The organism is Luteimonas chenhongjianii (assembly GCF_002327105.1).
Classification (GTDB): domain Bacteria; phylum Pseudomonadota; class Gammaproteobacteria; order Xanthomonadales; family Xanthomonadaceae; genus Luteimonas; species Luteimonas chenhongjianii.
The window spans coordinates 1,687,467-1,699,130 of record NZ_CP023406.1; the positions used below are offsets into that span (position 1 = coordinate 1,687,467).

Annotated in this window: 15 protein-coding genes, 1 tRNA gene and 1 other RNA gene; 13 read left to right on the forward strand and 4 right to left on the reverse strand. The window is 68.8% G+C overall.

What is annotated here, in order from left to right:
* Window positions 1–8 precede the first annotated feature (8 nt).
* Window positions 9–737, forward strand: coding sequence for a DNA polymerase III subunit epsilon (gene dnaQ / locus CNR27_RS07770; protein ID WP_096297683.1), 729 nt, complete (start codon window positions 9–11; stop codon window positions 735–737).
* Window positions 738–754: 17 nt separating this feature from the next.
* Here dnaQ and CNR27_RS07775 read toward each other — a convergent pair whose 3' ends face one another.
* Window positions 755–1,459: a PP2C family protein-serine/threonine phosphatase gene (locus tag CNR27_RS07775; RefSeq protein ID WP_096297684.1), complete on the reverse strand. Its 705-nt coding sequence runs from the start codon at window positions 1,457–1,459 to the stop codon at window positions 755–757.
* 297 nt (window positions 1,460–1,756) lie between these two features.
* A tRNA-Ser gene (locus CNR27_RS07780) sits at window positions 1,757–1,847 on the reverse strand.
* 111 nt (window positions 1,848–1,958) lie between these two features.
* Between CNR27_RS07780 and CNR27_RS07785 the strand changes: the two genes are divergently transcribed.
* On the forward strand, window positions 1,959–2,369 hold the full coding sequence (locus CNR27_RS07785; protein ID WP_096300431.1) for a DUF6165 family protein: 411 nt from the start codon (window positions 1,959–1,961) through the stop codon (window positions 2,367–2,369).
* Here CNR27_RS07785 and CNR27_RS07790 read toward each other — a convergent pair.
* Together CNR27_RS07790 and CNR27_RS07795 are read right to left on the reverse strand one after the other, a co-directional pair.
* On the reverse strand, window positions 2,342–2,740 hold the full coding sequence (locus CNR27_RS07790) for a hypothetical protein (RefSeq protein WP_096297686.1): 399 nt from the start codon (window positions 2,738–2,740) through the stop codon (window positions 2,342–2,344). The two genes, CNR27_RS07785 and CNR27_RS07790, sit on opposite strands and share 28 nt — an antisense overlap.
* Entirely contained in the window at window positions 2,740–3,840 is a 1,101-nt protein-coding gene (locus CNR27_RS07795) for a glycosyltransferase family 9 protein (protein ID WP_245815803.1), read from the reverse strand. The genes CNR27_RS07790 and CNR27_RS07795 overlap by 1 nt, the downstream gene beginning before the upstream one ends.
* Window positions 3,841–3,872: 32 nt before the next feature.
* Here CNR27_RS07795 and CNR27_RS07800 point away from each other — a divergent pair, with 32 nt between their 5' ends.
* The 11 genes from CNR27_RS07800 to CNR27_RS07845 all read left to right on the forward strand — a co-directional run bounded on the left by CNR27_RS07800 (window position 3,873) and on the right by CNR27_RS07845 (window position 11,616).
* Complete coding sequence (locus CNR27_RS07800) at window positions 3,873–4,643, forward strand: 3-deoxy-D-manno-octulosonic acid kinase (RefSeq protein ID WP_096297688.1); 771 nt, start codon at window positions 3,873–3,875, stop codon at window positions 4,641–4,643.
* Window positions 4,643–5,413 (forward strand): MBL fold metallo-hydrolase, encoded by a 771-nt coding sequence (locus tag CNR27_RS07805; RefSeq protein ID WP_096297690.1) that lies wholly within the window; start codon window positions 4,643–4,645, stop codon window positions 5,411–5,413. The genes CNR27_RS07800 and CNR27_RS07805 overlap by 1 nt, the downstream gene beginning before the upstream one ends.
* Complete coding sequence (moaA, locus tag CNR27_RS07810; protein WP_096297692.1) at window positions 5,410–6,432, forward strand: GTP 3',8-cyclase MoaA; 1,023 nt, start codon at window positions 5,410–5,412, stop codon at window positions 6,430–6,432. Before CNR27_RS07805 ends, moaA begins: the two co-directional genes overlap by 4 nt.
* Before the next feature lie 376 nt (window positions 6,433–6,808).
* Window positions 6,809–7,324 carry a cyclic pyranopterin monophosphate synthase MoaC gene (moaC, locus tag CNR27_RS07815; protein ID WP_096297694.1) on the forward strand — a complete coding sequence of 172 codons (516 nt, stop codon included), beginning with the start codon at window positions 6,809–6,811 and terminating at the stop codon, window positions 7,322–7,324.
* On the forward strand, window positions 7,321–7,563 hold the full coding sequence (locus tag CNR27_RS07820) for a MoaD/ThiS family protein (protein WP_096297696.1): 243 nt from the start codon (window positions 7,321–7,323) through the stop codon (window positions 7,561–7,563). The genes moaC and CNR27_RS07820 overlap by 4 nt, the downstream gene beginning before the upstream one ends.
* A gap of 1 nt (window position 7,564) precedes the next feature.
* The gene (locus CNR27_RS07825; RefSeq protein WP_096297698.1) at window positions 7,565–8,008 is read left to right on the forward strand and encodes a molybdenum cofactor biosynthesis protein MoaE; all 444 of its coding nucleotides are present in this window, start codon (window positions 7,565–7,567) and stop codon (window positions 8,006–8,008) included.
* Window positions 8,005–9,021: a Vgb family protein gene (locus CNR27_RS07830; protein WP_096297700.1), complete on the forward strand. Its 1,017-nt coding sequence runs from the start codon at window positions 8,005–8,007 to the stop codon at window positions 9,019–9,021. The genes CNR27_RS07825 and CNR27_RS07830 overlap by 4 nt, the downstream gene beginning before the upstream one ends.
* A complete protein-coding gene (locus CNR27_RS07835) occupies window positions 9,011–9,565 on the forward strand; it encodes an energy transducer TonB (RefSeq protein ID WP_096297702.1) in 555 nt (184 codons plus the stop codon). Before CNR27_RS07830 ends, CNR27_RS07835 begins: the two co-directional genes overlap by 11 nt.
* A gap of 100 nt (window positions 9,566–9,665) precedes the next feature.
* Window positions 9,666–9,762: signal recognition particle sRNA small type (gene ffs / locus CNR27_RS07840), an RNA gene on the forward strand.
* A gap of 101 nt (window positions 9,763–9,863) precedes the next feature.
* Entirely contained in the window at window positions 9,864–10,154 is a 291-nt protein-coding gene (locus CNR27_RS15560; protein ID WP_157745313.1) for a hypothetical protein, read from the forward strand.
* Window positions 10,155–10,704: 550 nt separating this feature from the next.
* A complete protein-coding gene (locus CNR27_RS07845) occupies window positions 10,705–11,616 on the forward strand; it encodes an AraC family transcriptional regulator (RefSeq protein WP_096297704.1) in 912 nt (303 codons plus the stop codon).
* The last annotated feature ends 48 nt before the right edge of the window (window positions 11,617–11,664 follow it).

The window sequence follows — 11,664 nt, forward strand, 5'->3', positions numbered from 1 at the left end:
AGACACCGATGCGCCAGATCGTCCTCGATACCGAAACCACCGGCCTGGAGTGGAAGAAGGGCAACCGCGTCGTCGAGATCGGTTGCGTGGAGCTGGTCGAGCGTCGGCCGACCGGCCGCACCTATCACCAGTACATCAAGCCGGACCGCGATTTCGAGCAGGGCGCGGCCGAGGTGACCGGACTGAGCCTGGAATTCCTGGCCGACAAGCCGGTTTTCGCCGAGATCGCAGACGCCTTCCTCGAGTTCATCGACGGCGCGGAGCTGGTGATCCACAACGCTGCCTTCGACGTGGGCTTCCTCGACAACGAGCTCGCGCTGCTCGGCCCGGCCTACGGCAGCCTGCGGCAGCGGGTGACGGTGGAAGACTCCCTGCTGCTTGCCCGCCAGCGCTATCCGGGCCAGCGCAATTCGCTCGACGCGCTGTGCAAGCGGCTGGGCGTCGACAACGCACACCGCCAGCTGCATGGCGCGCTGCTCGATGCGCAGCTGCTGGCCGAGGTTTATCTGGCCCTGACCGCGGGCCAGCACGAGATCGGCTTCGGCAGCGGGTCCGAGCCCGAGCCCGATACGCACCACGTGGTGCTGGCCCGGCCGATGGGCGCGCGTCCGCCGCTACGTGTTCCGGCCGACGATCTCGCCGCGCACGCGGCGCGGGTCGAGGCGATCCGCAGGAAAGCGGGCGTCAGCCTGTGGGCGCCTGCGCCTGCGCCCGCGGCCGAGACCGAGGCCGCCTGAGGCAAAAGCGCCGGCCCTCAGTGCCGGCGGATCAGGATCACCGTGACGTTGTCGGAACCGCCGCCATCAAGTGCGGCGGCGACCAGTCCGTCCACGCATTCCTGCGCGCTGCACTCGGCGTGCGCCAGGACTCGCGAGATGCCCCGGTCGTCGACCTCCTCGGTGAGGCCGTCGCTGCACAGCAGAAGCTGCGTGCCGGGGTTCAGTTCGCCCGACAGCGTCTCCACGTTGAGCATCTGCGGATCGGTGACCCCCAGGGCCTGGGTGACCACGTTGCGATGGGGGTGGCTGCGCGCCTGATCGACGGTGATCGCACCCTGCGCGATGAGCTCCTGCACGTAGCTGTGATCCTGCGAGAGCTGGGTGAGCTTGCCGTCCCGCCACAGATAGACGCGGCTGTCACCGACCCACGCCACCTCGAAACGATTGCCGGTCACGCGGGCGGCGACCACCGTCGTGCCCATCGGCAGGCTGTCGCCACGCCGGCGCGACGCGCGGATGATCTCCTCGTCGGCGATGCGGATCGCCTGGGACAGGGAAGTGCCCTGGCGGATTTCGCGGACGATGGTCTCGCGCGCGAGCGCACTGGCGACTTCACCATATTCGTGTCCGCCCATGCCGTCGGCGACCAGCCAGAGCGCCAGCTCGCTGTCGCCGTAATAGGTGTCTTCGTTGAGATCCCGGCGCAGACCCGCGTGCGTCAGATGGCCGAACTCGATCATGCGTCGTCCCTGTACGGAAAAAGCTGGTGGAGGTCGCAGCGGCGGTACGGCCCGCCGGAGGCACGGCCGGTGCGACGCGAAAACGGGCGTCGCACGGGGGGGGCGGCCGGAAACGATGACGGCACATCCGATCACGTGACCACGGACTGCCGGCAGCATAGGCCAAGCGCGGCCGATGCGCTGCAGCGTCGCAGCGCTGCGACGCGTCCCGCTGGCCTTTGCCAAGAATCCGGCGCAAATGCCCGCCGATCTGCGCCCGAAACGCAAAACGCCCCTTGCGGGGCGCTGTGCGAATCTTGGCGGAGAGGGGGGGATTCGAACCCCCGAGGCGCTATAAACGCCTGCCTGATTTCGAGTCAGGTACATTCAACCGCTCTGCCACCTCTCCTGCGGTCCCGTGCGCCATGCGGCGTCCGGGGGCGCAATCATACGGGCGCGCCGTGCGGCCGACAAGCGCGGCGTTACACTGGACGGCCTGTCCGTGTCGCGGGTGCCGCCGATGTCCGAAATTTCAGTCCCTGTCTCCTATGGCGAGCTCCTGGACAAGATCTCGATCCTGCAGATCAAGTCCGAGCGGATGGAGGATCCGGTCAAGCTGGCCAACGTCCGCAACGAACTCTCCGCGCTGGAGCAGGCGTGGATGGCCCACCCCGCGGCCGGCCACGACATCGGCCGCCTGCGCGCCGAGCTCAAGGCCGTCAACGAGCGGCTGTGGGACATCGAGGACGCGGTGCGGGTCAAGGAGCGCGCCGGCGAGTTCGACGACGCCTTCGTGCAGCTCGCGCGCAGCGTGTACTTCGAGAACGACGAGCGTGCCCGCATCAAGAAGGCGATCAATCTGGCGCTGGGGTCGGCCTACGTCGAGGAAAAGTCCTATTCCGATTACCGCGGCGGGTCCGCCGCGTCCTGATTGCGCGTGGCCGGGCCCGCGCGACGCGCCTTGTGCTCGATGTATTCGTCCATGCGGCTGAGCAGTCTCCACCACTCGCTGCCGTCCTCGCGGAAGGTGCGCACGGCGCCGGCGCGCACCAGGATGCGGCGCAGCTCGTCGTCCTCGAAGCCGCCCAGGTGCTTGCGCAGCACTTCGAACGAACGGTCGGTGTAACCGCGATGGCCGAGGAAATGTCGGGCGGTGTCCTCGGCGGCGAACTCGGTCTTGTGTTCGGTGCGCAGGCGCTCGAGCTGCTGCGCGTGCAGCTGGCGGTTGAGCAGGAAGCTGACCCCGCCGCCGACGACCGCGCCGACGAGGGTGGCGAGCAGGCCGGCGAGCAGGGGATCCATCAACCCGTCTCCAGTTCAGCGCGCCGGCGTTCGAATGCGGCGATCGCGTCGTCCACCGTGACCAGGGACATCACATCGTCGAACTCGATCTTGGTGCCCCACTTGAGGTCCGCAGCCGGCTTGCCCAGATAGCGGCGCGCGGCATCGTCATAGCGGTCCACGCAGAAGCGGCGGTCCGAATACGGGCCGCTGCGCGCCGGATTGCTGGCCGCGTGCAGCCCCAGCACCTTGGTGCCCATCGCGTTGGCGATATGCATGGGCCCCGAATCCGGCGTGACCAGCAGCTGCGCGCGCGACAGCAAGGCCGGCAGCTGCTTGAGTGTGTCCTTGCCGACCAGATCGAGCGCCTCGTGGCGCATCGCCGCGAGGATCGCATCGGATGTCTGCCGTTCCAGCTCGCTGCGCCCTCCGCACAGCACCACGCGCCAGCCGGCGTCCGCGGCGTGGTCGGCGAGGGCGGCGTAACGATCGGGATACCAGTTGCGGCGCACGTGGCTCGAACACGGGGAGATCATCAGTACCGGGCGGCCATCGTCGGGCCACTGCGCGCGCGCCCAGTCGAACGCGTCCTGCGGAACCGGCATGTCCCAGACCACTTCGTTCTGGCGCAGTCCAAGCGGCTCGCAGAAGCTGCTGAGCGCATCGAGCACGTGGATGCCGGGGCGGTCGGGGATACGCTGGTTGATGAACAGGCCATGCAGATCCTTCGATCGCGCAGCATCGAAGCCGATCCGCTGCCGGGCCGGAATGAAGGCCGACAGCAGGTTCGCCCGCGCCGCGACCTGCATCTGCAGCAGGGCGTCGAACCGGCGCGCAGGCCCGAGGCGGGAGCGCAGCTCGCCGCGCACCGCGCGCATCCCGGCCAGTCCGCTCTTCTTGTCGTAGATCACGAAGTCCACGTCCGGCAGGCCGTCCAGCAGCCGGTGCTCTCCCTTGCCGATCACCCAGGTCAGCGCGACCTGGGGCCAGGCGGCCCGCAAGGTATGGATCAGCGGCAAGACATGGGTCACATCGCCGAGCGCGGACAGACGCAGCAGACAGATCGAGCGCGGCCCCCCGCGCGGCGACTCGACTGCGGCAGAGGGGGCGGAACCGGGCAGGGCAGTCGTCAAGGCTTGGTAGACTCGCTTCTATGAGCAGATTCGATCCCGCCGAGACTCTGACGCCGATTCCGGCCGGCGGCCGCGCGGGCGATCATGCGGGGGAATACGGCGCCATTCTGTTCGACGGCACGCAGCTGCGGCAAGCCGATCCGCGCTGGTTCGATCCTGCGCTGTGGGGCGAGCGGGCGCAGCGGGTCGACGGATCGGGACGCGGCGGCGCGTGGTTCATCGACGCCTCGCACGGCCCCTGTGTGCTGCGCCAGTACCTGCGCGGCGGCCTGGTGGGGCGCTTCAACCGCGAGCAGCACCTGTGGCGCGGGACCGGTCATGTGCGCAGCTTCGTCGAGTTCCGGCTGTTGCGCGAGCTGCTGCGGCGCGGCCTGCCGGTTCCGCAGCCGATCGCCGCGAGCTATCTGAGGCGCGGCCTGGGTTATCGGGCGTGGATCCTGATGGAGCGGCTGGCGGATGTGCGGTCGCTGGCCGATCACATGGCCGATTCGCCTGCTGATGCCCCGCTCGAGCAGACCGGGCGGCTGATCGCCCGGTTCCATCGGGTCGGCCTCGATCATGCCGATCTCAACGCCCACAACATTCTCTTCGACGGCGTCGGCAAGGGCTGGTTGATCGATTTCGACCGCGGGCGCCTGCGGATCCCCGAGACCCGTTGGCGCGAACGCAACCTCGCGAGGCTCAAGCGCTCGCTGCTGAAACTGCGCGGTGCCCGCGAAGTTTCCGCGGTGGAGGCGGATTTCGCGCGCCTGCGCCGGTCCTACGACGCGCTGTGGAGACGGGGCATCTGATGGTCGACCGGGAAGAGTGGGCCCTGCGTTTCCAGGGCGTCGGCAGTGCTTCCGCTGTCGCGTTGGGCTCGCCAATGGCCACGATCGAGCGCGATGGCGCACCGTGGCTGACGATCGACTGTGGCGCCGAAGGGCTGACCGCGTACCTGGGCCACTACGGCGAGGCGCCGCGCGCGCTGTTCGTCACCCACGTGCACCTCGACCATGTAGCAGGCTTCGAACGACTGTTCGTCGACGGATATTTCGATCCCGCGCGTCGCGGCCGCACCCCTGTCTACGTGCCCGCGTCGGTGGTGCCGCTGCTGCACCGGCGGGTCGGCGATTATCCGAACGTGCTGGCCGAAGGCGGCGCCAACTTCTGGGACGCATTCCGGCTGATCCCGGTCGGGGAGGCGTTCTGGCACGACGGCGTCCGCCTGGAGGTGTTCCCGGTGCGCCACCACTGGCCCGAGACCGCCTACGGCCTGCGCCTGCCGGGAAGCCTGACCTGGAGCGGCGATACACGCCCGATCCCGGAAATGCTTGCGCGTTTCGCCGATCGCAGCGAACTCATCGCGCACGACTGCGGCCTGCTCGGCAATCCCTCGCACAGCGGCATCGACGACCTCGAGCGCGAGTACGCGCCGGAGCTGCTCGCGCGCTGCGTGCTCTATCACTATGCGTCGGCGGCCGATGGCGAGGCGCTGGAGGCGCGCGGCCATCGCATCGCCCGGCCCGGCGCGCGTTTCGCGCTGTCTGCACCGCTGGTGCCGCAGCATCCGGCCCGATGAGCGCGCTCCCCCATCTGCCGCAGGCGCCACTCGATCGCCTGGGTCGGCCGCTCCACGATCTGCGCCTGTCGGTCATCGAAGCCTGCAACTTCCGCTGCGGCTACTGCATGCCGGCCGATCGCGTGCCCGACGACTACGGCTACGACCGCGCCGCTCGCCTGTCCTTCGACGAGATCGAAACGCTGGTGCGCGGCTTCGCCCGTCTCGGCATGCACAAGCTGCGCCTGACCGGCGGCGAGCCGCTGCTGCGAAAAGGGCTGCCGACGCTCGTCGAGCGCCTGGCGAAAATCCCGGGCATCGAGGATCTGGCGATGACCACCAACGCATCGCTGCTCGCGCGGCATGCGCAGGCGCTGCGGGATGCCGGTCTGCAGCGCCTGACGATCAGTCTCGATGCGCTCGATCCGGCGCTGTTCCGCGAACTGTCGGGCCGGCGCGGCGAGATCGACGACGTGCTCGATGGCGTCGCCGCCGCCGAGCGGGCCGGATTCGGCTCGATCAAGTTCAACTGCGTCGTGCAGCGCGGCGTCAACGACCACGAGGTCGAGCGCATGGCGGAGCACTTCCGCAACAGCGGTCACGTGCTGCGCTTCATCGAATACATGGATGTCGGTACCTGCAACGGCTGGGACCGTGCGCGGGTGGTGCCGTCGCGCGAACTGCATGCACGTATCCACGCGAGGTGGCCGCTGCGCGCACTGGACGCGAACTATCGCGGCGAAGTGGCGCAGCGCCACGCCTATGCCGACGGCGCTGGCGAGATCGGCTTCATCAGTTCGGTGACCGCGCCGTTCTGCGGCGATTGCCAGCGCGCCCGCGTATCCGCCGACGGCAGCCTGTATACCTGCCTGTTCTCGGGCGACGGGCAACCGATGCGCGGTTGGCTGGCCGAGGGCGAGGGCGCCTTCGCAGCGCGGCTGTCGGAGGCGTGGTCGCGTCGCACGGATCGTTACAGCGAGTTGCGCGGCAGCGCGCGCGGGTCGCGCAAGCCGGTCGAGATGTTTCTGGTCGGGGGCTGAGCCCGGCGCGCCGCCACGTGTCTCCCACGCAGCCTTGCTTCACCCTCGGCGCGCTACTCCGCCGAAAGAAAGCCCGATCGCCGAAGCTTTGCGCGGGACGGCGCTCTGGCTGACGGCCTCGCCGGAAGCGCACTGTCGGCAGGGCTTGTTGCAGCGTCCGGCGTGTCCCCGGGCGGGCGCGGTGTGTGCGCCGCGTCGCAGCCGGCGTCGTCTACGTCCTTCCGCAGCCACGCATGCTGGCAGTGTTGCGCGCGCCTGATGAAGCGGTTCGTGGCGGGATCTCCAGGGGGCGTCTGCTGTCGCGCCTTGGCGCATCAAGGGACGGCCGACAGCGGGGCCGGTACCATCTGGGCCTCCGCATTCGAGGCGCAGGCGCATGGCCCGCAGCACAACACCAGCGCGCACCGCGCTCACCCACATCGATGCCGAAGGACGCCCGACGATGGTCGACGTGTCCGGCAAGGCCACCACGGCGCGCGCCGCGAGCGCCGAGTGCCGGGTGCGGTTTCCGGCGGACATCGCCGCGCAGCTGCACGCCAATGGTCTGCGCAGCGCCAAGGGCGGCATCGTCGATACCGCGATCATCGCCGGCACGATGGCGGTCAAGCGCACCCACGAGCTGATTCCGTTCTGTCATCCGCTGCCGATCGATGGCGTGCGCATCGCGATCGACTGGCATGGCGAACGCGAATTGCGCATCGAATGCACCGTCAGGACGACGCATCGCACCGGCGTGGAGATGGAGGCGCTGACCGGCGCCACGATCGCCGCGCTGACGATCTACGACATGTGCAAGGCGCTTTCGCACGCGATCGTGCTCGGCCCGGCGAAGCTGGTGGGTAAACGCGGCGGCAAGCGCGATGTGGGCACGGTAGCGGGAGAGACGCGATGACCGAGGTACGCCTGCTGTACTTCGCCAGCCTGCGCGACGCCGCCGGACAGGGCGAGGAAGCCTGGTCCACCGACGCGCCCGACCTGCGTGCGCTCTATGCCGAACTGCAGGCGCGTCACGGCTTTCCGCTGTCGGTCGAACAGCTGCGCGTGGCGGTCGACGGCACCTTCGCGCGCTGGAGCGACGCGGTGCGTAGCGGCAGCGAGATCGCCTTCATTCCCCCGGTCAGCGGAGGCTGAAATGGACGAGCGTGATTTCTGGCTGGCTGATGCGCCGGTCGACCTGGCACTCCTGCGTCGTCGCGTGGAACACGAACGCGCGGGCGCGTTCGCAAGCTTCGAGGGCTGGGTACGCAACCACAACGAGGGCCGGCCCGTGCTGGGCCTGCGTTACGAGTCCTATGTCGCGCTGGCGCAAGCAGAGGGCGCGAAAGTCGTGGCCGAGGCCCGCGAGCGTTTCGCGCTGTGCGCTGCGGTGTGCGTGCACCGGATCGGCGATCTGGCGATCGGCGACATGGCGGTGTGGGTCGGCGTGAGCGCGCCGCACCGTGGCGCCGCCTTCGATGCCTGCCGCTACATCATCGACGAGATCAAGGATCGCGTGCCGATCTGGAAGCACGAGCGCTATGCCGATGGCGACGCGGGCTGGCTGCATCCCGAGCCGGTGCGGGGCGATCGGGCATGACGCGCGGCGCGCTGTTGGCCTTCGTGCTCGCCGCGCTGACGACGGGCGCGCAGGCGCAGCCCAGCCTGCTGGTGGGCAACAAATCCGCAGACACGGTCTGGGCCCTGGACCGGGCAAGCGGTGCGCGCATTGCCGAATACGCAACAGGGCCCGCGCCGCACGAGATCGCGGTGTCTGCCGATGGTCGATCCGCCGTGGTGACGACTTACGGCCACAAGAGCGCAAGCCACAGTCTGGCGGTGATCGATCTCGTCAGCGGCAGCACACGCACCATCGATCTCGGTGCTCACGGGCGCCCGCACGGGCTGCAATTGCTCGCCGACGGCACCGCGCTGGTCACCACCGAGGCCAGCGGGGCGCTGCTGCGCGTGGATGTAGGGCAGGGTGAGGTGATCGGTGTCGCCGATGTCGGCGAAGGCCTGGGCCACATGGTCGCGGTCTCCCGCGATGGCGCAGCGGCCTACGTCAGCAAGATCCGTGCGGGCACGGTGGTGCGGTTGGACCTGGCATCGATGCGCGCGACCACGGAGCGACGCGCGGGCGCCGGCGCCGAGGGCATCGCCGTGGCGCCCGATGGGCGCGTGTGGGTGACCAACCGCGCGGACGACACGGTGACCGTGCACCATCCCGACTCGCTGGAGTTGCTCGCCACGCTGCCGAGCAGTGGCTTCCCGATCCGCGTCGTGTTCACGCCGGATGGCCGCCATGCACTGGTCACCAATGCGACTGCGGCGACGTTGTCGGTGTTCGATGCCGCGACGCATGCCGCGGTGGCGACGGTCGCGCTCGCGCCACCGGACGCGGCGCTGCAGGACACCTTGCTCGGCAGCGGGCCTTTGCCGATCGGGGCGGTCGTCGATCCGCTGCAGCCGCGCGCCTATGTCGCGATCAGCGGCGCGGACCGGATTGCCGTCATCGATACCCGCGACTGGCGCGTACTCGCGTACTGGACGACAGGGCGCGAGCCGGATGCCCTGGCCGTCGTGCCCGGAGAGTCTCCGCGTGATCCGTGAGTTCGCGCTCTTCGCTGCGACGGTGCTGCTGACGGCGTGCGCGTCCTCGCCGCCGCCAGCGGTACTGCCGTCGCCCGCTCCACAGGGCGCTGTCGGTGCGTCGCTGATCCAGCCGGCCAGCGGGAGCCGGCGCATGGACCTCGCGCGCAATCGGCGCTTCATCCATCCCAACCTCGAGACGTCGACCTTGCCGGCTTATCCGGCGGACTTGCTGGCGTTGCGACTCGCGCCGGTGGTGGTCTGCGTCGATGCGGTGATCGATGTCGCCGGAATGGTGTCCGCCGCGAAGGTGCGCAGGGATGACGACTGCGCGCCGCCGGTCGGTCTCGATACCGCCGCCTTCGAAGCCTCGGCGCTGCAGGCGGTGCGCAGCTGGAGCTACGCGCCGGCGCTGTTATGCGAGGCGCCGCCGGACTTCGACGGCGACGACGCCTGTCAGGCGGACGACGCGGTGGAGACGCCAACCGCGGTGCGCCTGTCCTATGCGTTCCGCTTCAGCCAGCAGGCGGGTGCGCCGCAGGTGGAGCGAGTGGGCGGGCGATGAGTCGCGGCCGATAGGCGCCGCGCCGCGGGCCTGCTAAACTCCGCGTCCCGCTGAACCGGTGGGGTCGGGCCGATGCCCGACGTGTGTCTCCATGGTGGCCCCGTCGGCCCCTCGCGACGCTAGATCGAAAATCCCGCCAGGGCCGGAAGGCAGCAACGGTATCGGTCGATGCGGGTGCCGAGGTCAGTCGGCGGGGCCATCACCTTGTCTGCAGCCGTACTGCCATCGCATGCCTGTGTCCGCAAGGGCGCGCGTGGCAGACGTCCCTGTGCACCCGGGAATCGGCGCCCGGCGACGCGTGCCGCAGATCAACATGCTTCGGGCGCCGGGTGAAACCGATCCTGCAGGCGGTTCGCCCGTTCCGGCACAGTTGGGCACCACCTGTCACCGGGCCAACATCTGCCAGCTGCTGCGCTGCGCGCCCGACGGGTACCCCGCTGCTCGGTTGGGCGCAGGCCCGATTTCCGACCGCATCCACGCGGTGATTCTCTCGATGCGCTGTCGCCCGTACTGGCGATCGCAGCCGGCGGCGCGGCGCCGCTTCCTGCGCACGCTCACCCAGGCCCGCGACTGTGGCGGATCAGCGTGAGCCGGACGGCCCCGGGGTGGAAACATCCATGACCGGTCGGTGAGCGCCGGTTGCGAGGAAAGGTCTTGCCGCGCCCGGTCTCGTTCCTCGAGGAGACCGGCCTCCAATTGCTTTTCAGGGGGGCGCTACCCGATAGCAAGATCAGCAAGATCCCAGCAAGATTGGAGACGCGCGCATCCCGGATGGCCGGCGAGAATCCATTCCCGATATGTGGATCAGCGAGGCAGGAAATCATCAAACCGATATGGCGCCCGTGGTGACGGTTTCCTGTCCATCCAGGGCCACCAGGCACGGGGTGCCCGCGTGGCCGGTGCGGAACAGACCGATTCGTCACTCGGGTTCTGACCGTCGTGGATGACGAGTAGTATCCGATGCACAGGATTACGACTCCCCTAAACCATCCTTTACCGAACATTCTGCCGGCCAGGTCGCCCAGCTAAGGATATGGGTAGACCACAGCAACCAATGGCCCGGCCCTCTCTGCGGTGAATCGATCGGCTGCGTTGCGAAACATGCCCGATCCGCTCGCCGCGGCCCAGGGAGAAACACCATGTCTGCCCACCCGTCGTTCAATCACTGGTTCGCCCAGGGGCAACAGGCCACCTACGTGCGCACGCACAAGTCGCCAGGGGGGATCCTGCAGCTGCTTGAAATGGAACGGCCCGGCGGAGATATGTCCCGCCCGGCGCTGCCGGAGCTCGTGCTGTCCCAGGACCTGCTCGGTGGCAGTCGCGTCCACGGCGACTCGGGAGGCGGGCGCTTCGATGTGGTGAGCGAGAAGGGCGCTTTCTATCTTTCGGCCCCCGACGTGGTCAATACGATCACGATCGACGTCAGGCATCGGACCCGTGCCCTGGCGTTTCCAGCGGCCCAGTGGCAGGGCGTGCTCGACGAAGCGGTCGACGGCCGGTTTTCAATGGAATGCCTTCGACTTTACCGGGGAATGTTCCATTCGCCGGCAATGCGATCAGCGCTTCGGAGTCTGTGGATCTTGTGCGAGGAAGAAGGTGCGCCGTCCCGTCTGCTGGTGCGGGCCGCAGGTTGCGAAATCCTCGCCGAGATATGCCGGCTCGGGGGTACGCCATTCACTCCGGCGAAGGGCGGCCTTGCGACGGGAGCGCAGCGGCGTTGTGTGGACCTCATGCACGCGCGGCTGTCGGAGGACATCAGTCTGGACGAGCTTGCAGCGGAGGCGCAGCTCTCGCCGTTTCATTTCGCACGGATGTTCAAGCAGAGCGTCGGTGTTCCGCCCCGGGCCTATCTGACCCGGCTGAGGATGGAGCGGGCCTGCGAACTGCTCGAAGGGACCGAGCTGTCCGTCACCGAGATCGCCCTCGAGGTGGGTTACTCGTCCAACCAGGTCCTTGCTCGGATTTTCCGCAAACACCAGCAGATGAGCCCGTCCGACTATCGACGGATCGTTCGCGACCCGGAGTCCTCGGGCGCCAGCGATTGGGCATGAGCGGCGCTGAGTCCCGGTGTCGGGTTTCGAGTGCGGGCGATTGATCGC